Consider the following 24,358-nt stretch of genomic DNA (forward strand, 5'->3'; position numbering starts at 1 on the left):
ACGACGAACGTCACCGTCGGCTGTCGTGTTCTCGCGTCGACCGGAGGGTGACCCGGAGAGGGCAACCCTAGGTCGACGGCCGCGCGGGCACCCGACGAGTACCCGTCGCGCGCCGCGCGACGCACGTGGTGGGGAAGGGCTTCGCGTGGGGCACCACGCACGTCGGCCCACGAGTCCACTGCCTGCCCGGAGAGCTCTTTCGTGTCGAGGCCTCACCACTCGCCGTCCGTCTGGTGGAGAGTCCGACCGACCGCGATCACCCTGCTCGACCACCACGAGGCGCACACATGACCGCCGTCAGCACCCCATCGACGTCGTCGTCCCGGCGGGCCGGCACGGCCTCCCGCCTCTGGCACCTGCTGATCGCCGTCGACGTCGGTGTCGCCCTGGTCATCCAGCTGGGACTCATCCTCACCGGCGGCCCCGACCCCAACACCGGCGAGGCCGTCGCCTCGGTCGGGATCGGCACCCGGATGATCCAGACGCTGAGCTACTTCACCATCCAGAGCAACATCCTCGTGCTGATCGTCGCCATCACCCTGGTGCTCGACCCCCACCGGGACGGACGGGTCTGGCGCATCCTGCGGCTCGACGCGCTCCTGGGCATCACCATCACGGGCCTGGTCTTCGACCTGGTGCTCATCCGCTACGTCCACCCGAGCGGATGGCAGCTCGCCGCCACCATCGGCTTCCACTACATCGCCCCCTGGGCGACCTTGCTCGGGTGGCTGCTCTTCGGCCCCCGCCCCCGGATCGACCGCCGCACCGTGGCGTGGGCGTTCCTCTGGCCGATGGCCTGGATCGCCTACACGTTCATCCGCGGCGCGCTGGTCGGGTGGTACCCCTACCCGTTCCTCGACGTCGTCGACATCGGCTACGGGGCGTCGATCCGCAACACCGCGTTCGTCCTCGCGGTGGCGATCGTCCTCGTCGCGGTCTTCATGGTCGTCGACCGGTTCCGCACCGTCGGCGCGGGCCCGCGCCCGGGTCGCGGCCCGCGTTCCGGCGCGCCTGACGCGAGACCGTCCTCGGCGACGCGGTGAGCGCCCCCGACGACGGGCACCGGGTCACCGACGACGGCCCGTCCGGCGCCCGCGGGGTCCCTTCGTCGTGGGGGCCGGGGTGCTCTCCGGACGACGGGGGGTGCGGGAACTGTTGGCCGTGCGTCCGCGGACGATGCCGATGAACTCCTCCATCAGCTCGGTGTTCTCCGCGTCCGGCCAGGTGAGGACGACGCTGGACCGGGGCGCGTCGACCACCGGCCGGTGGGTGAGGTCCCGGCGGTGGTGCAGCCGCGCCAGCGACTGGGGGAGGACCAGCAGGCCGACGCCCGCGGCGACGAGCTCGATCGCCTCGGCCGTCGTCGCCGGGTCGGACGCCGCCGCCCGGCCCGGCCGGTCACCGGGCCAGGGGAGGGTGTCGTCCTGCGGACGCAGGACGATGTCGTCGGCCAGGTCGTCGAGCCGTGCCTCGTCGACCGCGGTGAGCACGTGGTCCTTCGGCGCGACGGCCACCGTGGTCTCGGTGTAGAGCGGGATCGCGTGCAGCCCGGCCCGGTCGATCGGCAGCCGGACCACACCGGCGTCCACCGCACCGGCACGGATCCGCTCCACCACCTCGTCCGTGGGTGCACCGACGAGCTCGAGGGGGACGTGGGGACGGCGCTCGGCCCAGATCCGCGCCCACTTGCCCGGCGTGGCGCCCGGGACGTAGCCGAGCCGGAAGGACGCGATCTCGCCGGGCTCGGTCACGGGCTCAGGCTATCGACCGGCCGAGCCCGATAACCTGGGCCGATGACGCGGCAGAGGGCGACGCAGACGATGAAGCCCGCAACGGCGGCGAAGAAGCTGGGCGTGCACCTCGACGCGACGCCCGCCGAGTTCCGCGCCGGCCCGGTCTCCCGCGACGAGCTCGACGCCCTGCAGGCCGACCCGCCCGCGTGGCTGCGCGACCTGCGGCGCGACGGCCCGCACCCGCGCCCCGTCGTCGCGGACCGGCTCGGTGTGTCGATCTCCGGGCTGGCCCGCGCCGAGATCACCGAGCCGCTGACCACCGCCCAGATCACGGCGTTGAAGGAGGAACAGCCGGAGTGGCTGCGCCGCGAGCGCAATCTGCGCGCCGAGGTCCAGCGCGAGGAGGCCCGGCTGCGCGCCGAGCGGTCGGGCGACGGACGCTCCCGCTAGTCGAGCGTCCAGGACCTGGCGTGCGCTGACCAACGCGGCTCGCCGACCGGCGCGCCTCGTCTACGCTTCCCTGCGTCCGACCGCCGCCGATGGGAGGCCCAGTGCACGGCGAGGCCGGCGCCGAGGTCGAGGTCGTGGAACGGCGCATCACCCAGCGCCTGCGCCGGGTGCGCCTGGAGCGGGGGCTGACCCTCGAACAGGTCGCCGCTCCCGCCGGGGTCAGCGCGGGGTATCTCTCCCGCGTCGAGCAGGGACACCGCGTCCCCAGCATCGGGACGCTGGTCGTGCTCGCCCGGAGCCTCGACGTGAGCGTCGCGGAGCTGCTGGCCGACGACCGGACGTCCCCGGTCGTGCGCGGTGGCGAGGCGCCCCGTTTCACCCAGGGCGACGCCGAGCTCGTGCAGGTGTCACGTCCGACCCGAGCCGCCCTGATCGACGCGACGGTGCTGCGGCTGCGCGACGGCGCCGTCCCGCCGCGGCCGGCCGTGCACGGCGGGGAGGAGTGGCTCCATGTCCTGCACGGGACCTTGGAGCTCTCCCTCGGCGACGACCGGTACGTGCTCGGGTCGGGGGACTCCGCCCAGTTCGACGGCACCACCCCGCACGTGCTGCGGGGCGCCCCCGACGTCGAGGTCCTCGTCGTCATCGCGCGGGACCGGACCGCCGACCACCGTTGACGGCACCCTGCCTGCTGGGCAACTATGTTGCCTCTCAGGCACGTTGCGAGTCCTCCGGAGGTCGGGTCATGAGTGCTCCTCCCGCGCAGGACGACCTCGATCTCGAGGGGGAGGCCCCGGGGCCCACCTCGGTCGCCGAGGAACGTGAATTGCGCAAGCAGCAACTGGCGGTCGCGTTCCGGCTCTTCGGGCGGTACGGGTTCGACGAGGGCGCGGCCGGTCACATCACGGCGCGCGACCCCGAGTTCCCGGGCCGCTTCTGGGTCAACCCGTTCTCGGTGCACTTCTCCCGCATCCGCGTCAGCGATCTGCTGCTCATCGACGAGGACGGCCGGGTCGCGCACGGCTCGCGCCGCACCAACAAGGCCGCCTTCTCCATCCACTCGGCCATCCACGACGTGCGGCCCGACGTCCACGCGATCGCGCACGCCCACTCCGTGCACGGCCGTGCCTGGGCGGCGCTCGACCGACCCCTGGCGCCGATCGTGCAGGAGTCGTGCGCCTTCCACGACAACCACGTCGTGTTCGACGACTACCGCGGCCTCGTGCTCGACCGGGACGAGGGCGACCGGATCGCGGAGAGACTCGGTGGGAACCGGGCCGCGATCCTGCGCCACCACGGGCTCCTCACGGTCGGCGGCAGCGTCGCCGAGGCGGCCTGGTGGTTCATCAGCATGGACCGGGCCTGCCGGATCCAGCTGCTCGCCGAGGCGGCGGGTGACCCGCGCCTGATGAGGCGCGAGGAGGCGGACACCGCCGCGCGTCAGTTCGGCAGTCCGGGCATGGCCCGCGCGAACTTCTCGATCCTGTTCGACCTCGTGGTCGAGCAGGAGCCCGACGTCCTGGACTGACCGACCGGCGAGGTGGAGACCACGATGAAGACCTTCGTCCTCGTGCACGGGTCGTGGGCCGGTGGATGGCAGTGGCGGCCCGTGCGTGAGCGGCTGGAGGCCCGCGGGCACCGCGTCCTCGCGCCCACGTTGAGCGGGATGGCCGACCGTCACCACATCGTCGCCGACGACATGGGGCTGCACACCCATGTCGAGGACGTGAGGGCCCTCCTGGTCTGGGAGGACCTCCGCGACGTCGTCCTCGTCGGGCACAGCTACGGCGGGATGGTCGTCACCGGGGCCGCGGCGGCCCAGGGCGCACGGCTGTCGCACCTGGTCTATCTCGACGCGTTCCTCCCGCGCGCCGACGAGGCGGCGTGGGACGTGCTGCCCTGGCAGCGCGAGGCGTTCCAGGAGCTCCGGTTGCCGGAGAAGCCGTGGCTCATCCGTCCCGTCGACCAGAAGACGTTCTTCCCCGAGCTCGGGGAGGACTTCGACGCCGAGCTGCTGACGCCGATGCCGATCGCGACGCACACGGATGCCGTCGGTGCGGCGCCGGAGCCGGGGGCGATCCCCTCGACCTACGTGCACGCGACCGCGCCGGCGTACTTCGACGACAGCGCGGCCCGGGCCGCGGCGGACGGCATGCGGGTCGTCAACGTCGCCGCCGGGCACTACGTGCACTGGACGCACGCCGACGTCGTCGCCGACCTCCTGCACGAGCTCGCGACGCCGGTCACGGCGTCGGCCTGAGGGACGCCGCGCGCCTCGAGCGTTCAGCCGAAGAGGACCGGGTCCAGCTCGTCGATCGTGAGCAGGAGCCCGTCCGGGCTGACCAGCCGGAGCTGACGCCCGCCGGCCTCGTCCGTCGTCGGGCGGGCGATCGTCACGCCGCGGGCGCGCAGCCGCGCCTCGACCTCCTCCAGCGGGTCGGTGCACTCGAAGCCCAGCTCGACGGCGCCCTCGCCCTGGCCGGGGTAGGGCGGGTGCGCCAGCAGGCCGACCCGGGCGTCCCCGATCTCGATCAGTGCCCGGTCGCCGTCCCGGCGCCCGTGCACCACGCGGGCGCCCAGCTGCTCGTAGAACGCGAGGGAGGCGGTCAGGTCCTCCACGTGCACCATCGGGCGCAGTCGCACCCCGTATCCGTTGTCGTTGCGGTCGGTCACGGTGTCCTCCTCGTCGTGTGGTCGAGGGCCTTGCTCGCTGCTGCCCCGGCACCACGGCCGGGGCGGGTCACCGGACCCGGGCCTGCGCCGAGGTGGTGGCCGTGTCGGTGTCGTCGCTGTCGGTGTCGTCGCCGGGCAGGTGCAGGTCGACGACGTTGACGTTGACCTCGACGACCTCGAGGCCGGTCATCTGCTGGACGGCGGTGATGACGTTGCGGCGGATGGCGCGGGCGAGGTCGGCGATGGCGATGCCGTAGTCGACGACGATGGTGAGGTCGACCGCGGCCTGGCGTTCGCCGACCTCGACCGAGACGCCCTGGGTGGTGGAGGAGCGCCCGCCGGGGATGCGTTCGGTGATGGCGCCGAAGGCGCGGGCGGCGCTGGTGCCGAAGCCGTGGACGCCGTCGACCTCGCGGGCGGCGAGGCCGGCGATCTTGGCGACGACGCCGTCGGCGATGGTGGTGCGGCCCTGGGTGCTCTCCAGTGGCGAGGTGCCCGCGGTGGCCGGGCTGGTGGCGGGGCTCGTCGTGCTCATCGCGCTGTCCTCCCGCTCGACGGGGACCACGGCGCCGCCCGGGGCTGGACGGCGCTGTCCGTCGAACTCCTGGGTTGGACACACCGGCTCGGTGATCCTCACGAGATCGCACCGTGACCGCGACCACGCCGGCGCGTGGTGCAGGGCCGCGTACTAGGTCCGAGCGCGGAAGACCAGCTTGTCTGCACGGGGACGCCGTTGACGAGGGTGCCGCTGGTCGACCAGCGGTCGGGCAGGGTGGCCTGCCGGCAACGGTGCTGCTCACGAACCCGGACCGCGTCCACGGGCGGGGTGCTGGTTGATCTCGATGCCGGGTTCGTCCGCGGCTGGCCGCGGATCACCGGGCTCGGCCATCATGCTGCACGCCTGTGCCGTCGGGAACGAGCCGGAGGTCGACATGCCGCAGCCGGACATCTATCTGAGGTCCTACCCGATCCCCGACGGCATGGCGGCCCACGCGGCCGCGGTGGAAGAGGACGGGTGGGACGGACTCTTGTTCACCGACACCCAGAACCTCAGCATGGACGTGTACGGATCGCTCTATCTCGCGGCGGCGGCCACCTCGCGGCTCAAGCTCGGCACGGCGGTCACCAACCTGACGAGCCGCCATCCCGCGGTGGTCGCCTCGACCATCGCGACCCTGCACCACGTGAGCGGCGGCCGAGCGCACATCGGTGTCGGGCGCGGTGACACGGCGCTGGAGCTGATCGGGGTCGAGCCGCCGTCGGCCGGCACCTTCGAACGCCAGCTCGACGTGCTGCAGACCTACCTGCGCGGGGAGTCGGTCGATGCCGACGGTTTCGCCAGCCACATCACCTGGCTGCCGCTGCCCGGGGAGTCGAAGGTCCCGGTCGACGTGTTCGGTTCCGGACCGCACGTGATCGGGGCGGGCGCGCGGATCGGCGACCATGTCACCGCCACCGTCGGCGCCGAGCCCGACCGTGTCGAGTGGGCGATCCGCACGGCGCGGGACGCGTGCGCCGCGGGAGGAGGGGACCCGGCGGCTCTCCGGGTCGGTGCCTTCCTGGTCGTGTGCGTGGGCACCGACGAGGAGGCCCTCGACGAGCTCGTGCGCGGCAACGCCAGCATCTCGGCGCACTTCCAGCGCAACGTCACCGCATCGCTGTCCCGGGGCGACGTCGCCGCCGTGGACCGGGTGACGGGGGAGTACGACCTCTATCACCACGGGCTCGAGCACGCCACGCAGGCGGCGACGCTCCCCGACGACTTCCTCCGCAGGTTCTGCGTCATCGGCACGCCGGACGAGTGCATCGCACGACTGCACGAGCTGATCGGGCTGGGCCTGTCGCACCTGGTGTTCGTCGGCGCCTCCCGCGACGTCGACCACACCGTGCGCGAACGGTCGGACCATCTCCTCGCGACCGAGGTGCTCCCCGCGCTCCGCCAGGTGACATGAGTCCCACGGTGGGAGCACCGAACTCCTGCGACCCGCGCCGCGCATGCCGTCCGGGCCGCCGGCCAGCGAGACTCGCCGAGGGGGTCGACGACGCCCGCGGCGTCGAGGACGCCGTGGTGCACGGCATCACCCCGCGGCGGACTCGAGGGCCGGGGGCAGCGCCGCGAAGCCGGCCGGCACGGCGCCGTGGAACGGCCGCAGCCGCCGCAGGTTGGCCAGCGTGGTCGCGAGGTGCTCGGGCCGGCCCGCGGCCTCGTCGACGTGCAGGGTGCCGCCGAGCGCGACGACGCTCTCCGGGGCGTCCTCGCCCCAGATCAGCTCGCCGCGGCTGACGGGCCGGCCCGCCGCCGGAGGATCGACAGGCGAAGCGCCCCACCCCCCACGTCGGCCACGGCGCCAACTCCACCGCACCGTCGCGCCCGGCGCCACGGCCTCGCCCGACCACGTACCGTGCCGATCGGCAACGACGGTGACGAGCAGCGGGGCGAGCTCGCCGCGATGTCGGGACGGCCGACTGTGTCGAGCTCCTTCAGCAGGTTCACCGTCCTCGGACCCGGACAACTTTTCTTGCCCTTTCCGACGAGGACCTGGAGCAGTGGGCCCGTTTCGACGGCGACAGATTCCCCCGACGAGCCCGGAGGCCGTCCCGGAGATGCTCGGTTCCGGGCGGGAGGATCAGGGCATGAGCCGCAGTCCACATTGTGAGAATTGCAGCGAAAGTCCCGACTGGTGATGACCGCTCGCCAGCGCCTCGGCACGGCAGGGGCATCACGGGCGTTTCCGCGACGTGCACCGAAGACGGTGCGTAGGGCCCGGAGCAGGGCCACCCGTCGGTGAGAGACCTTAGTCTGACGGCCGCGAGGCGGAACGTGCCCGCGTCGGAGCGGGCCGGCAGGGGAGGCGACGTGGGGCGAGGCGGCGTCGGAGCTGAGCAGCGAGGAGACGGGCGGGTACGGCCGCGATCGGTGGGGGAACGACCGCCGATCACCGCCAGGCTGTGATGAGCGAGCCGATCGGCCCCAGGGCCTCCAGCGCTCGGCGCCGCTCGACCGAGACGGAAGCGCTCGTCCGGCTCGGCGTCGGCGTCATCGCTCTCGCGGCGATCGTCCTCGGGATCGTCGGTTTCGAGCGCTTTCTCCCGGCACCCGGCATCGAGGCCGGCCAGGGGTGGACCGACATCCTGTACTACACGCTGCAGCTCTTCCTCCTCGACTCGGCACCGCTGCAGCAGGCGTCGAACCTGCCCGTCGAGCTCGACGTGGCCCGCTTCCTCGCACCGTCGACGACATTCCTCGCCGTGTGGTTGACCGCGAAGGCGGTCTACGACTCGACATACAACGCGGTCCGCGCGCGGCGGCTCCGCGATCACACAGTGGTCTGCGGGAGCGGTACCGCGGCACTGCTGCTCGCGCGCACCGTGACCGAAGAGGGCCGCACCTGCGTGGTGGTCGACGGTTCCACCCCGGGGGCCGGGGGTCTGCGCCACACGGACACGACGAAGGCCGACGCAAGGGTGCTGGGCGTGGACGGCGATCCCCGAGACGTGGACGTCCTGAGGGAAGCTCGCGTCCACCGGGCCCGGGAGATCGTCGTGATCACAGGTGACAGCACACAGAACGCTGACGTCACCGTCGGGCTCCGCTCGGCTCTCGCCGGTCTCGAGGAGCCACCACGGTGCTTCCTCGAGATGACGTCGTCGGCGCTGGGTGCCGCGCTCACCGCGCACGAGCTCACGTCGGACTCGCGAGTCCGTGTGGAGGTCTTCGTCCCCACCACCCGGGCGGCACGCCGCATGCTGGACGTCCATCTCCCGTCTCCGGGCCACGAGGGTTCGGTGCTGGTCGCGGGCTCAGGGGCGCAGTTCGACGCCGTGGTGCACGAAGTGGGGCGACGAGGCGACCACGCCGACGACCCGATCTCCTGGGCAGCGGTCACACCGGCCGACGCAGCCCACCTCGAACCGCCCGCGGATCTCGCTGTCGCGGTCGTCTGTCTCGACGACGACCTCATGGCGGTCCAGGTCGGACTCCGACTCATGCGGACCGTGCGCGACCGGAGCGTCGACGTGGTCGTGGCCGTCAGCTCGAGTACGGCACTCGGCGGAGCGGTCACCGGCAGCGACTTCGCGGTCTCCTCGGTCGGGCGCGCCCGCTTCCACCTGTTCAACACCACCGACTACGTCTACTCGGTGACGGCTCTCCGCGAGGGCCTCTACTCCGACATGGCCCGCGCCGCGCACGACGCCTACGTGCGGAACGCTCGCAGCCGTGGAGAGACAATGGACGACAACCCCTCCACCGTCCCCTGGGAGCAGCTCCCCGAGGACCTCCGACAGGCCAACCTCGCGCAGGCTTTCTCCGTCAGTGACAAGCTGCGCGCACTCGGTTGTGCGGTCATTCCTCTGGACGAGACCGACGGGTGGTTCGAGTTCGACGAGGAAGAGATCGATCAGCTCGCGAGGAACGAGCACGAGCGGTGGGTGCGAGAGCGCCAACGACGCGGGTGGCGCCAGGGTGCACGTGACGACGCGGCGCTCACCCACCCCGATCTCGTGGGGTGGGACCGGCTGACGGAGAAGGCACGCCAGAAGGACCGCGACGCGGTGGCGGCGATTCCCCAGCAGCTGCGGCAGGCCGGTCTCCAGATCATCCGAGGCGGACCCGGAGACGGGCGGCACCAATAGGATTCTCTCGTGCCGATGGTCGCTGTGCGCTACATCCTTCGGCGGAATCTCAGGTGATGTTCCCGAACGGCGGATTGACCACGTCAGCGCGAGCCTGCGACGGTCACTCTACGAAATCAGATGCCCGGTTGCGTGACGTCGCGGCGGGCTCGTGTCGGGGGTGCGCGAATGGTGACCGAGCAGCGGACGAACGCGGCCGGCGAAGCCGTGCGGAACATCGTCGGGTGGGTGCTCTTCCTCGCGTGGACGATCCTGACCGTTCTCTGGATCGCCAGCATCGTCCACGCTCTGGGTGAGGGCGAAGTCGCTCCCCTGATCATGGGGATCGTCGCGATCCTCCTGATGCTCCTGCTCGCGGTGATGGAGGGTCTGGAAGTCGCGGTGATCGATCGCTGGGACCAGCTGTACCCCGACCGTGCGCAATCGGAGCTCGCCGGCTGGCTCGCCGCTCGCCAGCTGTTCGTGGCACTGATCGTCACCACCGCGACCATCCTGGCGGAGCCGAGGTCCGTCCCGTTGCCTTTCAGTAATCTCACCGGGATCGCGGAGATCCCCGAGGGGGTATGGCTCAAGGCGTTCACGATCGTGTGGACCACGATCACGGTCCTGTGGTACATGCAGATTCTGCCGAAGCACATGGCCGCGACCAATCCGGACCGCTATCTGAGCCGCACCAGGCCCATCTTCTTCCCGGTGGTCCAGGTCGTACACCACCTCGGCATCGCCAAGCCTGCGGAGACAGTCGCGAAGATCATCGAAAAGCGTCTCGACTGGCACGCCACGGAGGGCGTCGAGACCGGCGTGGAGCTCGAGGGTCGCCGCGTCCCGAGCGGGAACCTCGCCAGTGCGTGGGCTGCCTTGATCCCGGAGAGCGCCCCGTCATCCGCCCGGCGACGTCGCGACGATGAGGCGGCCGGAGGCTGACTCCCGCTGAGCGACGGATCGCGGCCAAGACGATGCAACGGGGGACACGGGCGTGACCCGGCGGAACTGGGTCAAGGAGTTCCGTGCAGCCACTGCCACGTTCGACTGGACAGTCGTGGACGAGCTCGCGCGCTCCTACGCCGACCACCTCTATGCCGTGCCGAGCCTGCCCGACAACGTGGGGGTCGTCCTCCAGACCCTTCGCGAGGCTCTCCGGTACGCCGAGCTCGAGATCGTCGCCGACGCCGCTCTCGCGCACAGTCTCTGCCTGCCGGCGGTCCGGAGGCAGTACGCACAGGCTCTGGTCGACCGCGGCAAGCCCGCCGCAGCGCTCCGGCTCTACCGCGAGCTGGCCGACGACGAGGCACTATCGCTGTTCGACCACCTCGAGGCGCAGGGCGGGATCGGACGTTGCTACAAGGAGCTGTTCCTCGCCTGTACCGAGCCCGAACGCTCCAGGCAATTCTTCAGCCGCTCCCTCGACGCCTACTTGACGACCTTCTGGAAGTTCCCGGACCGGGTCTGGCACGGGATCAACGCGGTGGCGATGCTCGCCCGCGCGGAGCGTGACGGGCTCGCTCTCACCGTGCAACCACCGGCCGCGGCCGACCTGGCGGCGGCCGTGCTGCAGATCGTCGACGAGGCGCCGCGGGACACGTGGACCGAGCTGTCGGCGTGTGAGGCAGCCCTCGCGCTCGGTCGAGATGAGGACGCGGTCGAGCGGCTCGAGGCCTTCCTCGCCACGAAGCCCGACGGGTTCACGGTGGCGTCTTTCCACCGTCAGCTCCTGACGGTCTGGGAGCTCGACACGTTCAGTTCGCCGGGTACAGAGCTCCTCGCCCTGTTGCGGGCCGCACTGCTCGAGTTCACCGGCGGACAGGTCACGGTGGGGTCGGCAGACGTCCGGGCCTCGCGTCTCGACGACGACCCGCGAGGGGTAGGTCTGGAGCACATCCTCGGAACCGAGCGCTTCCAGTCCCTCGAGTGGTACCGCAGGGGACTCGTCCGATGCCGGGCCGTGACCAGCATCCAGAACCTGAGCGGCGTCGGCATAGGCACCGGCTTCCTCGTCGCAGGACGCGATCTGCACCGGGACCTACCGCCGCTCGTCGTTCTCACGAACCATCACGTGGTGCCGGGGACGCTCGAGCCCGAGGACACCCTCTTGGCGTTTCACGGCCTCGACGACGATCCGGGGCGGCAGGCTCGCTTCCGTGTGAGGCGTGAGTGTTGGTCACAGCCTGCGGAGCGCGGAGGGCTGGACACGACGATCCTGGAGCCGGACGGCCAGCCGGAAGGCGTCGTGCCTACCCCGCTCGCCGCGAAGCTGCCTCGCAAGCCGCTCAAGGACCGGCGGGCGTACCTCATCGGACATCCGCGCGGATTGTCCCAGCCTCAGTTCTCCCTCCAGGACAACATCCTGCTGGACTACGACCGACAGTGGGTCCACTATCGCTCGCCCACGGAGCCGGGCAGCTCCGGCAGCCCCGTCTTCAACGACGACTGGCAGCTCATAGGGCTCCACCACGGCGGTGGCCACGAGCTGAAGCAGTTGAACCACCGCGGTGGAATCTACGCGGCGAACGAGGGAGTCACGATCGAGTGTATCCGCAGGTGGCTGAAGACAGTTCCTCCGCTTCCGCGCTGATCGTGCTCATCGAACCGAATGATCGACGAGCAAGGTGGGATTGCTCTCCGGAGAGGAGGAGCCTTTCTGTCACTTGACGTGACCGCTGGGGGGCGTGGTCGGGTGGGAAGTCATGTCGCCTCGAGCGGTGGGATCGCTCCGCCAGCGAGCTAATGACCATGGAGCTGAGGACCGTGCTGACCAACACCTACCGATGCGGCCCTGACGAGCGATTGACTGTGACCTGGCCGAACGGGAACACCTCATCCGCGACGAGTTGCTCAATCTGTCGAAGGTCGTGCCGCCTTCTCAGCGGCCCTTCCCGGCGTGGGACCGCAGCAAAGGACACCGGAACTGGCGGCGCGCCGTGACGCCCCGATCGGCACAGAGAGCCGCAGTGTTGACCGCTGTGGTCCTGGGTCTCGCGCTCGGCGGATGCACTTCCCGTGAGCCGGCCCATCCGGCAGAGATGCCGGCACCGGGACCCGCCTTTCCCGCTAGCGGGCCACTGCAGCCCGGCGGCGTCCCAGGGTCGGCTTTGCCGCCCGATGTCGAGGTTGCAGCCGACGGTCCCGGCGTCCCAGGAGTCGGGGGTGGTCCGGCCGCAACCCGAGGGCCGGGCGCCCCCGGTGGAGCAGAAGTCCCGGCTGGAGCAGAAGTCCCGGGTGGAGCAGGCGGTTCGGGCGGAACGGGAGCGCCCGGTGGTGGACCTAGCTTCTACCCCTCGGTGTACACCAATTCGGCGTTCTTCAACGCGAACGGGTTGCCCTGTGAGAGTTCAAGCACCGATTGCACTATCGACTCATTCGACAAGGCGATAGATGCCATCCTCCATGCGCCCGATGACCCGACGGGTAGTGGGGGCGCACCGGACGACCCAGCCTGTTACACGCAGCCCCGATGTTTGCAGGGAGTTGTCGAGCTCTTCCTTTTCGCGGACTTCCATGAGAACGATACGATGATCGGCTGGGACCTGTCGACAACGCCCCCGACCTTCAACTATCCCTCGAGCTGGCACCTCCCATCCGGCCTCGGGAGTGCGTGGAGCAGAGAGCGCGTGCAGACGATGGTGCAGCTGTTCGCCAGCAAGAATGTACCGCTCGATACGGAAGCACTTCGAGGACTGCTCAAGACATTGCATGACAACGGCGGGTCCCCGGACACGGTGAGTGCATTCATCCAGGGGTTGTCAGCGACCAACGTGACGGTTCAGCAACTGCGGGATGCGGGTGTCACGGAACAACAATTGGGCGCGGCTGGAGTGGCGCATCAGCGTCCGTCGAACGCGGAAACTGTTCTTCGCGAACAGTTGGCTGCGGGAGTCACGCCGCAACAGTTGTTGGCGGCGGGGGCCACGCCGCAGCAATTGTTGGCGGCGGGGGCTACGCCGCAGCAACTCATCGATGCGGGGGTTCCCCAGCAGGCCCTCGTTGACGCGGGCGTTCCCCCTAGCAGCGGCTCGAGTGGCAGCGGCACCGCGAGCGCCGAGGGCTCCACGGGCAGTGACTCCAGCGGCAGCATCGATCCCGGCGGCACCACCAGTTCGAGCGGCACCGACGGCAGCAGCAGCGGCTCCAACGGCAGTAGCGGTTCCAGCGGCAGCGACGATGTCAGCAGCAACGGCTCCAGCGGCGATGCCGGGGGCCGCAGCGACCCCACCGGCAGCAGCGACAGCAGTTCCGGCGATGCGAGCGGCTAGCTGGCTCGAGCGGGTGGTGCGGTACGTGTTGCGCCGGAATTCCGAGGTGCTGTGGAGTTCCCTTCCCCGTGGCCTCGCGAGCGCGGTCGCCGTCCTTACTAGGCCTGAATGGCCATGCACTGCTTTCCTGTCGGCGGAGCGAGGGAAGAACACGCTCGCGGGCCCATCTCTCATCCACAGGTCACGTGGTCGTACCGTTAGCGATCAGAGGAAATCGACCGAGGAAGTGGAAGGACGGTTCAGTGGCGAGGGTCTTCGTCAGCCATGCGAGCGCTGACCAGAGGCTCCCCGAGTCGCCGATCTCTTGCGTCCGTGGACGGTTCCAGGGTCGCAAGGGCGACCAGACCGTTGCGAGCGCTGCGAGGAAACATGCTGTGATCATTCGTCGTCGTGCGCCCGAGCGGCTTGGGTTCCGAACGGCGGATTGACCACCTCGTGCTCCGCTGCGACCGTCATTGCGCGAAGTCAGTTTCGGCACATCGCCACGCGGCGGACAGACGTGTGAGGATGCGAGATGGTGACCGAACAACAGGCGTCCGGGGCCGCTGGAGACGTCGTGCGGTCGGTCGTGGGCTTTCCACTCCGCGCGGCCGATGTTCGTGGCTCTGATCGTCACCGCCAACGGCTTCCTCGTGGAACCGGACGCGATCTACGTCCCCTTCTCCTCTCTCGTGATCGACTCGAATCACAACAGCGCGCTGCTCCTGTGGTTCGCCATGGTGTGGTGCACGGTCACCGGTCCTGTGGTTCGCACGTCGTGCCGAAGCACATGGCCGCAACCGAAGCGGACCGTCATCCCACGGTCACGAAGCCACTGCTGTTCCCCGCCGCTCAGGTCGTCCACCACGCGGGGGTTCCCCAGCCCGCCGAGACCGTGGCGAAGCTCGTCGAGCGCCGGCTCCATCGGGAGCCTACGAGGGCGTCGAGGACCGGCGCCGAGCTCGAGAGCCTTCCGATGTCGCGGGGTCAGACCCTGGCGAGGGTTGATCCCGGAGGCCGGGTCAGCGCAGGGACGGCGGGCTCGCGACGACCGGGCGGGAGCCGGACCATCCCGCCGGGGGCTCTCGAACCACTCGAGCCGAGGGAGTTCGCGTGATGCGGCGGAACTGGATCAAGGAGTTCCGCGCGGCCACGGCCACTTTCGACTGGCCGGTCGTGAACGAGCTCGCCCACTCGTACGCGGCACACCTCTACGCTGTGCCGTCTCTCCCGGGCACCATAGGGCCGGTACTCCAGGAGCTCCGACAGACATTGCGCTACACCGAGCTCGAGCTGGTCGCCGACGCCGCCCTTGCGCACGGGCCGGGCCTACCGGTGGTCCGCCGGCAGTACGCGCAAGCCTTGGTGGACATCGGGAAGCCCGCTGCCGCGCTGGCTTTGTACTCCGAACTGGCCAGCGACGAGATGCTCGCCCCGGTCGACCGCGATGAAGCACGCGGCGGCGTCGGCCGCTGCTACAAGGAGCTCTTCCTCGCCTGTACCGAGCCCTCCCGCCGTCGTCAGTACCTCACCCTGTCGCTCGACGCGTACCTGGCCGCGTACCGGGCGGACCTCGAGCACACCTGGCACGGGATCAACGCGGCGGCGCTGCTGGCTCGTGCCGACCGCGACGGCATCGAACTTCCGCAGATGCCTGCGGCGGCCGAACTCGCCGGAGCCGTGCTGAAGACCGTGGACGCCACGGGCGCGCCGGATAGCTGGACCGAGGTGACGGCGTGCGAGGCAGCGATCGCGCTTCGGCGGTACGACGAAGCGATCGAGAGAGCCGAGGCATTCATCGAGTCGAAGCCCCACGGATTCACCGTGGCGGCGTTCCACCGGCAGCTCCGCACCGTATGGCAACTCGACACCGCGAGCGATCCGGGGAGCGAACTGCTCGCCCAGTTGCGGTCCGCGTTGCTCGATAGGGTCGGCGGGCACGTCACCGTGGAGCCCGAAGACATCCGCATCGCGCGTCTCGACAGGGACCTCCACGGCGGGCGGCTGGAGCGGATCCTCGGAGTCGACCGCTTCCAGTCGTTGACGTGGTACCGCAACGGGCTGCTTCGGTGTCGGGCCGTGGCCAGCGTCCAGACCCCGAGCGGCGACGCTGTCGGCACCGGATTCCTCGTCGCGGGCCCCGACCTTCATCCGGACCTTCCGCCGCTCGTCCTGGTGACGAACGGCCATGTCGTACCGGAGGGGCTGCGGCCCGACGACACCGTGCTGGCGTTCCACGGCATCGACGACGACCCGGTTCCGCGGGCCCGTTGTCGAGTGAAGCGCTTGTGCTGGCATCAGCCGTCGGCCCAGAACGGGCTGGACACCGCGATCCTGGAACCGCACGGGCACCCCCCGGGTGTCGCTCCCGTGCCCCTCGCCGCCGAGCTACCGAACAAACCACTCGATCATCGACGTGCCTACGTCATCGGCCACCCACGGGGACTGTCGCAGCCCCAGTTCTCCTTGCAGGACAACCTCCTTCTCGATTATGACCGGCGCTGGGTCCACTACCGCTGCCCCACGGAGGCCGGCAGCTCCGGCAGTCCGGTCTTCGACGACGATTGGCACCTGATCGGCCTGCATCACCTCGGCGGCAACAGGGTGAAGCGACTCAACGGGGCCGCCGGCACCTATGCCGCGAACGAAGGCATCACCATCGACGCCATCCGCAGAGCACTGGTCGAGGAACCCCCGACCGCCCGCAAACCTTGAGACACGAGCCGCAGATCATCTACGCTGCGCCCTCAGCCCTCCACCGCTTCTCCGAGGGGCACGCCGTGAACGAGTACAACGTCCTCGTCGCCGACACGGCGACCAACATCCACGACGAACTCGACCGGACCGGCGACAGCGCTCTCGAGTCCTTGCAGTTGGCCCTGGCCGAGCCGATGCTCACCGCCCTGGCCGCGAAAGCAACGGTAGGCATCGCATCTTCCTTCGCGGGGAGAATCCTCTACGATCGATGGAAACTTCTGCGGGAGAAGGAGGACGTCGATCAACTCGGCGACGAGGTCCTGGCCGGGGAGCATTTCGAAGGAGACCCGGAGTTGGTCGGCCAAGCAAAGGTCGATGTCGTCGATCTGCTGACCGCACACGGCTTGACGGGGGAGCAAGCGGAGCGAGTGACATCGCGTCTGGTGGAAACGATGCGGATGAACGTCGGCGACCTCGAGCACTGAGCGAAGATTCGGCGCTCCAGCTGGCCGAGCCCCGGTGTGCCGGCACGCCCCCGACCGTCGGTGCGCCGCATCTCGTCATGGCTGGCGGTTGCTCGCGGCACTATCGTGATGTCGTGCCCGGTCTCGAGGGCGTGCCCGCCCTCTGGTGGTCGCCGTCCCTCGGCGCGTGGCTGGAGGGCGTCGACGGGCGGTGGCAGGTCATCGCGTGGCGTCGCGGCATCGTCCGCGATGACTCCCCGATGGTCGACTTCCTGCCCGACGACGCAGTCCGTCTGGTGCTCAAGTGCTGCGCACTCCACGTCGCCACCGACCTCTACGCGGCGTCCGCCGATGTCGAGGTCGCCCGCGCGCAGGCCGGCGCGCACCTCGCCGACGCCGAGCGGGCCCACCCTGCTCACCCCTCGCGGTCGGGCCCGTCCGACGGCGGGTAGCTGTTCCAGCGCCTGCCTGTCCAGGCGCATGCCCGCGGTCTCGACCGACCGCGTGGGAGATCAGCTGCCGCCCAGCTCGCCCAGCTTCTTCTCGCGCCAGCTCCGCTCGAACGGCAGCCGCCAGGCGTGCGGGGCGACCAGTTGGTGGATCGCGTTCGGGCCCCAGCTCCCCGGAGCGTACGGCTTGACGGGCGGCGGGGTGTCGAGCAGCGGGGTCGATCTGTCCCAGAGCCACTCGATGCCCTCCGCCGTGGTGAACAGCGTGTGGTCACCGCACATCGCGTCGAGGATCAGCCGCTCATAGGCCTCCATGACGTCGTCGGCGTAGTCGGTCTCTCCCGTCGAGAACTGCAGGCTCAGCTTGTCGAGCTTCATCCCGCGGCCGGGTCGCTTGCCGTAGTAGGACAGGGAGACCTTCGATTCGTCGGCGAGATCGAACGTGAGATGGTCCGGGCCGGCCGCCCCGACCCCGGAGTCGGCCGAGAACATCGACCGTGGCGCTTCCTTGAACGCGATCGAGAGGATTCGCATGCCCTCGGCCATCCGCTTGCCCGTGCGGAGGTAGAACGGGACGCCGGCCCAGCGCCAATTGTCGAGCTCGCAGTGCAGGGCGATGAACGTCTCGGTCTCGGAGTCGCGCGCGACCCCGTCCTCCTGACGGTAGCCTTGGTACTGACCGCGGACCACGTGCGACGGCGACACGGGTAGAAGGGCCCGGAAGACCTTGTTCTTCTCCTCGCTGATCGAGGTCGGTTCGAGTGCGTTCGGTGGCTCCATGGCCACGAAGGCCATGACCTGGAACAGGTGGGTGACGACCATGTCCTTGTAGGCGCCGGTCTTCTCATAGAAGTCGGCCCTTCGGTCCAGCCCGAGGGTCTCCGGGACGTCGATCTGGACGTGGTCGATGAAGTTTCGGTTCCAGATCGGTTCGAACAGCCCGTTGGCGAAACGTAGGGCGAGGATGTTCTGCACCGCCTCCTTGCCGACGAAGTGGTCGATCCGGAAGATCTGCGATTCGTCGAACGTGCGGTGCACCTGCGCATTGAGCTCGACCGCGCTCGCCAGATCCGTACCAAATGGCTTCTCCATCACGACCCGCGAGCGCTCGACGAGTTTCGCCTCCCGCACCGTGTGGATGACATCGAGTGCGGCGGCGGGCGGCACGCTGAGGTAGTGCAGCCGCAGGCAGCCCTCGCCGAGCTGCTCCTCCGCCTCGGCGACCGCCGCCGCCAGCTTCTCCGGACCGGCCGAGGTCGGCACGTAGCGAAGCTTGGCGGCGAAACCCTCCCACTCCACTGGATCGAGTTGCTCGCGGAGCCTGCGTTCGAAGGTCACGGTCTCGAGGTGGCCGTACTCGGCCGCGGCGGCCTGGGCGAACACGCGGAAGTCCTCGTTGCTCATCTCCTCCAGCGACGATGCCACGATGCGGATCGGTGGGGCCAGGTCGGAGGCGGCCAAGTGGGCGAAGCCAGGCAGCAGCTTTCGGCGCGCGAGGTCGCCGGTCGCCCCGAAAAGGACGATCACGTGGGGCGGGATTCGCTCAGGTTGTTTGTGATATTGACCTGAACCCAGCGCGGGGTACGTAATGGACTGCGCTCGGTAGGTGTTCACAGCCGTCTATTCTGGCAGCGTTGTCGCTGTCGACGGAAGTGGTCGTTCGAGCCCTGGCTCGGCGAGAAAGATCAGTGGTTCCTGCAGCACCACTGTTCGTGCCGGGAAGTCTGACTCGCGGTCATGACCCTGTGTCAGGACCCGCGCACCGGCACGGACAGTGCGGACACGCGGACGTACGCTGTCCCGAGCCGAGCGTCTGGGTGACGAATTCCGAGCTCATCGGGGGGACTCCTCGGCGGCGGAACGGCGTGTATCCGAGCTCGAGATCCTCGTCAGAAGGGGCGAGGAAGGCAGCCAACCATCGGGGCCGGTGCGCCTGCTGAATGATCTCGACCAGGATGGCCGAACCGACGATGATCACCGCCACGGCACGCGGGACGTTCCAGTCGCCGGCTCCCGGGAGTGCCACACAGAGAAGTCCTGCCAGGAAGGCGAGGATGCCGGTGTTGTAGGCCAGGCGCGTGAGGAGGCGGTGGTGACTGGCTATGGCCTCGTCTCGCCACTGTTCTGATCGAATCTGATGGATTCGCTCCGGGTCGCGAATCTTCTCGGGGTACAACGCGACGCGTTCGGTCACCGAGATGTGGCGACTGGCCGCCGCCGATCCGGACTGGATGGCGAAGACCAGGCATGCGATGGCCAGTGAGAAGAACGCTATCGCGAGGTCACCCCTGAGGCCCCGGTCCGCCCTGCCGACGAGCGTCACGACCGCAGCGATGGAGAAACCCGCCAGCAGAGGCGCAGCGATGGACGCGAACGTCGTCGTGCTGATGGCGTGCCCGAGAGGCCGCGGTTTGCTCCAGAACTCTTCTCGTGAGGCCATGTTTCATTCCCACGGACGCAGGTCGGTCCAGCCGTTCAACCTCGTGCTGTGCGTGTCGTACGGATCATGGGGCCGGCGCTTCAGGTCGAGGTCGTCCGAGGCTCCGATGGCCTGCAGGGCCATGACGAGCTTCTCGAGCCCCTCGGCCGACACCTGGCCACAGATGTCGTACTTCGTCGACGCTTCCTTGGACGAACTCTCTGCTCCTTCCTGGCCTCGACCCGAGCGGAGATAGTCGATCGCCCGTCGGATCGCGCCGTCCACTCCTCGCTCGGGTGTCAAGGACTCGTAGGTCATCTCGGGCTCGGGGCGCCGATCCCTCACCATCGTCGACTGCCACCTCCATCGCCGAAAGGTGACCAACACCTTGCAGCACATGCGGTCTGCGTGGGAGTCCGGTCGGTGTCGGCGCCCGACGGCGCGCCGAGGTGGTCGACGCTCCCTCGACGCCGTCCGGTCGCGGCACGGTCCCGTGGATGACCCGAGTCACCGGGGCTCCGCGGCCGCGGGACAGGTGTCTTCGAATTCCAGGTCCGGCACGGCTGCCGCCCACTCGTTCGGATCGACACCCCGCGCGACGATCGCGCAGGCTCGGGCTGTGGGGTGGGCGCGGAGGTCGTCGAGTGCGGAGACGTCCCAGAGCCGCACCACCCCGTCCGCGCCCGCTGCGACGAGCCAGGGCCGATCGTGCGGGAGGGTCAGCGCTGTGATCGGTGACCCGGCGGTCGGGGTCGTCGGCCCCAGAGGCCGCGGTGCTGCGGGGACCGACACGTCCCACAGCGTGATGGAGCCCGAGGAGCCGGCCGCGGCCAGGGTCGCGCCGTCGCCGTCGAACCCGACGGTGTAGATGGCTCCGCCGTCGGTGGATGGTGCCGGTGTCCGGCGAGGAGCACCGGGCGTCGATCGATCCCACACCAGGACCGAGCCGTCCCACCCGCCGCTGGCCAGGGTCCCGTCCGGGTCGAAGGCGACGGAGAACACCGGGGGACCGCCGGCGGTGAGCCCCGGCGGGATCGGTCGGGGCGCACCCGGGCCGGAGACGTCCCAGTCCACCACCGCGCCCTCCGCGCCGGCGGTGACCAGGGTGTGCCCGTCGGCGGAGAACGCGGCGGAGTACACGGGCCCGGTGTGCACGACGACCGGCCCACCGTCGGGCGCCGGTCGGGTCGGGTCGTCGATGTTCCACAACGAGACGCTGCGGTCGTCGCGGGCGACGGCCAGCCTGGCCCCGTCCGGGGCGAACGCCACGCCGTTGACGGCGCCACCGACCGCGGGCACGGTACCGACGATCCGGGGCATGCCGGACCCCTCCAACACCACCAGCGCCACCGACCCGTCGTTCGTGCCCGCTGCGAGGAGCCGGCCGTCGGGCGAGATGGCGAGGCTGCCGACGTCGGCCGGCATCGGGATCGGGGGCCCGGAGGGGCGGGGGTGGGCCACGTCGGCGAGGTCCCAGAGTCGGACGGCGGGCTCCTGCCCGCCGGTGGCGAGCAGCCGGCCCGGGGGCGTGACCGCGACCGCTCGGCCGGCGCCCGCACCGCCGGTGGTCAGCGTGCTCAGGAGTACGGGATGCGGTGGCCCCGCGAGGTCCCAGAGCACAGTGGTGCGGTCGGGCCCGGCCGAGGTGAGCCAGCGACCGTGGGGGGCGAAGGCGACGGTGTACACCTGGTCGGCGTGGGCGCGCAGTGGCTCACCGATGCGCATCGGTCGGGTCAGGTCGGTGGCGGTGAAGAGCCCGACTTCGTGGTCGGCGCCGGCGGTGGCGAGCATCGTGCCGTCGGGGGAGAACGCGAGTTGGTAGGCCGCCCCGGCGTGCACGCGGACCGGCGCGCCGACGAGGCGCCCGGAGCCGTCCGTGGACCAGGTGACCAGCTCGCCGGACTGGTCGACCGCCGACACGGTGGCGCCGGTGGGCGCGAACGCCGTGGACCAGACGGCGTTGGAGGCTCCGGCCAGCGGCGCGCCGAGCGGGGACGGGTGCGTCCGGTCGGTCACGTTCCACAATCGCACGGTGTCGTCCGCGCCCGCGGTGGCCAGGGTGCGTCCGTCCGGGGCGTAGGCGACGTCGTAGACGTGGCCGGCGTGCCCGGTCGGGACCTCAACTGTCGTGGTGGAGCGGCGGGGGTCGGTGACGTCACGCAGGATGAGGCGGCCGTCGAAGCCGACCGACGCCAGGGTGTGTCCGTCCGGGGAGAACGCAACCGCGTGGGCCTCGGCGCTGTGACCGGTCAACGGCGTGCCGAGCGGGCGAGGCGCGGCCCGGTCGGTGATGTCCCAGAGGCCGACGGTGGTGTCAGACCCGGTGGTGGCCAGCGTGCGGCCGTCGGGGGAGAACGTGATGTCGTAGACGTAGCCCCGCTGCACCGGCATGGCTCCGATCTGAGTGGGGCGACTCGGGTCGGTGAGGTCCCAGATGGTCGCGCTGCCGTCCATCCCGCCGGTGACCATCGTCGATCCGTCGGGTGAGTACGCGGTGGTCGTGACCTCGCTGGTGTGGGGGAGGGTGCGGGCGTAACGGGTGTGGCTCAGGGTGTCGACGAGGTTGGCGTCCGCCGCGGGGTCGGGCGCGATCTGGGCGGCGGCGAGGCCGAGGCGCAGGGCGGCGCGGGTGTCGGTCGCACGGGCGGCGTCCGCTTGGGTGAGCAGTTGGCGGGCGACGGCCTGCCGTTGCGCGGAGGTGGCCGATCGCGCTTGGAGGAGGGCGGCGACGCCCGCGACCACCGCGACGAGCAGCAGGATCGAGAGCACGGCCACGGCACGATGGCGGCGACGCCGGTCACGGATGACGCTGGTCAGCAGGAACTCACGCGCGCCCGGGCTCAGTTGGATCTGATCGGTGGCGAGGCCGATGCGGTGCCCGGGCCGCGTTCGATGGGGGCGAGCGCCGAGGTCGGCCACGACGCCGGCGAGCTGCGCGCCTTCCCACAGCCCACCCGTGCCGCCGCCGCGTGCCGCCCAGTCGCCCGCGGCCTGCTCGACCAACCGTCGGGCGCGCAGCGCGGTGGATTCACGGTCGATCGCCTCAGCCAGCGGAGGCCACGCGCTCAGGAACGCCTCGTGCGCGACCTCCACGACCGCACCACTGCTGCTGGGCTCGGAGTGTGTCGTCAGCAGGCGTCGGCGGACGAACTCGTCGAGCTCGCGGGCCGCCGGCACGGACAGTTCGTGCCAGGGCACCCGCCATCGGACGGGACGTCCCTGCTCGTCGACGACCACCAGGCCGAGGAGCTCACGCACGACCGCGTCGCGGTCGCGTCCCCCGGCCTTCTCGGCGTCCGCCAAGGCTCGGTCGGCCTGCTGCGCGAGTGCTCCGCGCACCCCGCCGAGCTGGTCGTACCGGGTGAGGCTGATCTGGGCGTGCCGGTAGATCCCGTTCCGTGCGGCGCCCTCGGTGAGCTGGGCCAGCGTGTAGGCGAGCAGCGGCAGGGCGTCGCCGCCGCCGGTGTCGGCCACCAGACGGTCGACCAACCCCTCGTCGAGCTCGAGGCCCGCGAGCTGGGCCGGCTTGACGATCGCCGCCACCAGACCCTCGCGCCGCATCGGCGCGATGGTGTGAACGCGCGTCGGGAGATCGGCGAGTTCGGCGCTCGAGAGCAGCCGATCGAGGAACTCCGGGCGCAAGGTGGCGACCACCTGAAGGGGTCGACCCAGCGCCGGCAGGAGCACCCGGGCGAAGTCGGCCCGCGCCGCCGCGTCGGCCTGGGTCAGCAGCTCCTCGAACTGGTCGACGACCACGAGCAGGCGGTCGCGGCGGCCTCCCGGCACGGCCAGCAGCAGATCGTCCACGACGTCGGCGAGCCCCCCGGTGTGCACCATCTGTCGTAGGTCGGGGATGGAGCGCTCAGGTCGGCCCAGGGAACGGGCAGTCATCGCCAGCTCCCGCACGACCGCGCCGAGCGGATCGCGACCGGGACGACACGGAGCCAGCGCCCAGGCATCCGGCTCACTGGCGACCGCGGGCACGAGCCCCGCCCGGACCAAGGAGGACTTGCCGCAACCCGACGGCCCGACCACCACCAGCACCTCGGCCTCCGAGCGTGCGCTCGGAGTGCGCAACGCGGAGACCAGAGTCCGGACGTCGTCCTCACGACCGAAGAACGCCCGATGCCGGTCGGCGTCGAACGGGTCCAGCCCGGGGTACGGCGAGAGGTCGTCGGGCCAACCTCGCCCACCCGCAACGTCGATCTCCCGCAGCACGGCGTCGAGCCGGTCGCGAGCGGCGGCCTGGTCCTTGGTCAGATCGAGGTTCTGCAACGACTGCAGCAACTCATGTCTCACCCCCGGCTCGGCGAGCATCGGCAGCAGCCGCGCTCCCTGCGATCGGGCGATCACCACCTCGGCCGTGCACCAGGCAGATCGGCAGTAGGCCTCGGTCACCACACAGACCACCACGTCCGCCCATCTCAAGCTCGCATACAGACGCTCCTCCCATTTCTCTCCCGGTGTGATGCCATCCTGCGGGTCCCGGTCGAGAAAAACGTCATGGCCTGCGTCGACCAGCCATCGACGCAACCGTCCGGAGGGTCCCCGGTCCGCGCTCGCATGGCTGACAAACACCCTCGCCACGGGACCGTCCTCTCAATTCCAC

At 70.3% G+C, this 24,358-nt stretch carries 22 protein-coding genes; 13 read left to right on the forward strand and 9 right to left on the reverse strand.

What is annotated here, in order from left to right:
* The first annotated feature begins 287 nt into the window (after positions 1-287).
* On the forward strand, positions 288-1,043 hold the full coding sequence (locus tag ACFPK1_RS12445; protein ID WP_378021234.1) for a Pr6Pr family membrane protein: 756 nt from the start codon (positions 288-290) through the stop codon (positions 1,041-1,043).
* A gap of 24 nt (positions 1,044-1,067) precedes the next feature.
* Here ACFPK1_RS12445 and ACFPK1_RS12450 read toward each other — a convergent pair whose 3' ends face one another.
* Positions 1,068-1,751, reverse strand: a complete 684-nt coding sequence (locus ACFPK1_RS12450; protein WP_378021235.1) for a LysR family substrate-binding domain-containing protein — start codon at positions 1,749-1,751, stop codon at positions 1,068-1,070.
* A 42-nt stretch (positions 1,752-1,793) separates the two neighbouring features.
* Here ACFPK1_RS12450 and ACFPK1_RS12455 point away from each other — a divergent pair, with 42 nt between their 5' ends.
* The 4 genes from ACFPK1_RS12455 to ACFPK1_RS12470 all read left to right on the forward strand — a co-directional run bounded on the left by ACFPK1_RS12455 (position 1,794) and on the right by ACFPK1_RS12470 (position 4,443).
* Positions 1,794-2,183 (forward strand): DUF5997 family protein, encoded by a 390-nt coding sequence (locus ACFPK1_RS12455; protein ID WP_378021236.1) that lies wholly within the window; start codon positions 1,794-1,796, stop codon positions 2,181-2,183.
* Between the two features lie 101 nt (positions 2,184-2,284).
* A complete protein-coding gene (locus ACFPK1_RS12460) occupies positions 2,285-2,860 on the forward strand; it encodes a helix-turn-helix domain-containing protein (RefSeq protein ID WP_378021237.1) in 576 nt (191 codons plus the stop codon).
* A gap of 68 nt (positions 2,861-2,928) precedes the next feature.
* Entirely contained in the window at positions 2,929-3,711 is a 783-nt protein-coding gene (locus ACFPK1_RS12465) for a class II aldolase/adducin family protein (protein WP_378021238.1), read from the forward strand.
* 24 nt (positions 3,712-3,735) lie between these two features.
* Positions 3,736-4,443, forward strand: coding sequence for an alpha/beta fold hydrolase (locus ACFPK1_RS12470; RefSeq protein ID WP_378021239.1), 708 nt, complete (start codon positions 3,736-3,738; stop codon positions 4,441-4,443).
* Positions 4,444-4,466: 23 nt separating this feature from the next.
* Here ACFPK1_RS12470 and ACFPK1_RS12475 read toward each other — a convergent pair whose 3' ends face one another.
* Positions 4,467-4,856: a VOC family protein gene (locus ACFPK1_RS12475; protein ID WP_378021240.1), complete on the reverse strand. Its 390-nt coding sequence runs from the start codon at positions 4,854-4,856 to the stop codon at positions 4,467-4,469.
* 67 nt (positions 4,857-4,923) lie between these two features.
* On the reverse strand, positions 4,924-5,391 hold the full coding sequence (locus tag ACFPK1_RS12480; protein WP_378021241.1) for an Asp23/Gls24 family envelope stress response protein: 468 nt from the start codon (positions 5,389-5,391) through the stop codon (positions 4,924-4,926).
* Between the two features lie 397 nt (positions 5,392-5,788).
* Here ACFPK1_RS12480 and ACFPK1_RS12485 point away from each other — a divergent pair, with 397 nt between their 5' ends.
* Complete coding sequence (locus ACFPK1_RS12485; protein WP_378021242.1) at positions 5,789-6,808, forward strand: LLM class flavin-dependent oxidoreductase; 1,020 nt, start codon at positions 5,789-5,791, stop codon at positions 6,806-6,808.
* Positions 6,809-6,934: 126 nt separating this feature from the next.
* Here ACFPK1_RS12485 and ACFPK1_RS12490 read toward each other — a convergent pair whose 3' ends face one another.
* On the reverse strand, positions 6,935-7,237 hold the full coding sequence (locus ACFPK1_RS12490; protein WP_378021243.1) for a hypothetical protein: 303 nt from the start codon (positions 7,235-7,237) through the stop codon (positions 6,935-6,937).
* 571 nt (positions 7,238-7,808) lie between these two features.
* Between ACFPK1_RS12490 and ACFPK1_RS12495 the strand changes: the two genes are divergently transcribed.
* From ACFPK1_RS12495 to ACFPK1_RS12510, 4 genes are all read left to right on the forward strand, one after another.
* Positions 7,809-9,491: a RyR domain-containing protein gene (locus ACFPK1_RS12495; protein WP_378021244.1), complete on the forward strand. Its 1,683-nt coding sequence runs from the start codon at positions 7,809-7,811 to the stop codon at positions 9,489-9,491.
* 168 nt (positions 9,492-9,659) lie between these two features.
* A complete protein-coding gene (locus ACFPK1_RS12500) occupies positions 9,660-10,415 on the forward strand; it encodes a hypothetical protein (RefSeq protein ID WP_378021245.1) in 756 nt (251 codons plus the stop codon).
* Positions 10,416-10,467: 52 nt separating this feature from the next.
* Positions 10,468-12,063, forward strand: coding sequence for a serine protease (locus ACFPK1_RS12505; protein WP_378021246.1), 1,596 nt, complete (start codon positions 10,468-10,470; stop codon positions 12,061-12,063).
* Between the two features lie 706 nt (positions 12,064-12,769).
* Positions 12,770-13,741 carry a hypothetical protein gene (locus tag ACFPK1_RS12510; RefSeq protein ID WP_378021247.1) on the forward strand — a complete coding sequence of 324 codons (972 nt, stop codon included), beginning with the start codon at positions 12,770-12,772 and terminating at the stop codon, positions 13,739-13,741.
* Positions 13,742-14,426: 685 nt separating this feature from the next.
* Here ACFPK1_RS12510 and ACFPK1_RS12515 read toward each other — a convergent pair.
* A complete protein-coding gene (locus ACFPK1_RS12515) occupies positions 14,427-14,645 on the reverse strand; it encodes a hypothetical protein (protein WP_378021248.1) in 219 nt (72 codons plus the stop codon).
* Between the two features lie 191 nt (positions 14,646-14,836).
* On the opposite strand from ACFPK1_RS12515, the gene ACFPK1_RS12520 reads away from it, so the two are divergent.
* From ACFPK1_RS12520 to ACFPK1_RS12530, 3 genes are all read left to right on the forward strand, one after another.
* Complete coding sequence (locus tag ACFPK1_RS12520; protein ID WP_378021347.1) at positions 14,837-16,435, forward strand: serine protease; 1,599 nt, start codon at positions 14,837-14,839, stop codon at positions 16,433-16,435.
* 65 nt (positions 16,436-16,500) lie between these two features.
* Positions 16,501-16,902 (forward strand): hypothetical protein, encoded by a 402-nt coding sequence (locus tag ACFPK1_RS12525; RefSeq protein ID WP_378021249.1) that lies wholly within the window; start codon positions 16,501-16,503, stop codon positions 16,900-16,902.
* Between the two features lie 113 nt (positions 16,903-17,015).
* Positions 17,016-17,333 (forward strand): hypothetical protein, encoded by a 318-nt coding sequence (locus ACFPK1_RS12530; RefSeq protein ID WP_378021250.1) that lies wholly within the window; start codon positions 17,016-17,018, stop codon positions 17,331-17,333.
* Positions 17,334-17,393: 60 nt separating this feature from the next.
* On the opposite strand, the gene zwf is transcribed toward ACFPK1_RS12530, so the two are convergent.
* The 4 genes from zwf to ACFPK1_RS12550 all read right to left on the reverse strand — a co-directional run bounded on the left by zwf (position 17,394) and on the right by ACFPK1_RS12550 (position 24,336).
* Positions 17,394-18,857: a glucose-6-phosphate dehydrogenase gene (zwf, locus tag ACFPK1_RS12535; protein WP_378021251.1), complete on the reverse strand. Its 1,464-nt coding sequence runs from the start codon at positions 18,855-18,857 to the stop codon at positions 17,394-17,396.
* A gap of 208 nt (positions 18,858-19,065) precedes the next feature.
* Positions 19,066-19,770 carry a hypothetical protein gene (locus ACFPK1_RS12540; protein ID WP_378021252.1) on the reverse strand — a complete coding sequence of 235 codons (705 nt, stop codon included), beginning with the start codon at positions 19,768-19,770 and terminating at the stop codon, positions 19,066-19,068.
* A 3-nt stretch (positions 19,771-19,773) separates the two neighbouring features.
* Positions 19,774-20,067, reverse strand: a complete 294-nt coding sequence (locus ACFPK1_RS12545) for a hypothetical protein (RefSeq protein WP_378021253.1) — start codon at positions 20,065-20,067, stop codon at positions 19,774-19,776.
* Positions 20,068-20,256: 189 nt separating this feature from the next.
* On the reverse strand, positions 20,257-24,336 hold the full coding sequence (locus ACFPK1_RS12550) for an nSTAND1 domain-containing NTPase (protein WP_378021254.1): 4,080 nt from the start codon (positions 24,334-24,336) through the stop codon (positions 20,257-20,259).
* Between the last annotated feature and the right edge of the window lie 22 nt (positions 24,337-24,358).

It is taken from the genome of Actinomycetospora rhizophila (assembly GCF_042657905.1).
GTDB lineage: Bacteria > Actinomycetota > Actinomycetes > Mycobacteriales > Pseudonocardiaceae > Actinomycetospora > Actinomycetospora rhizophila.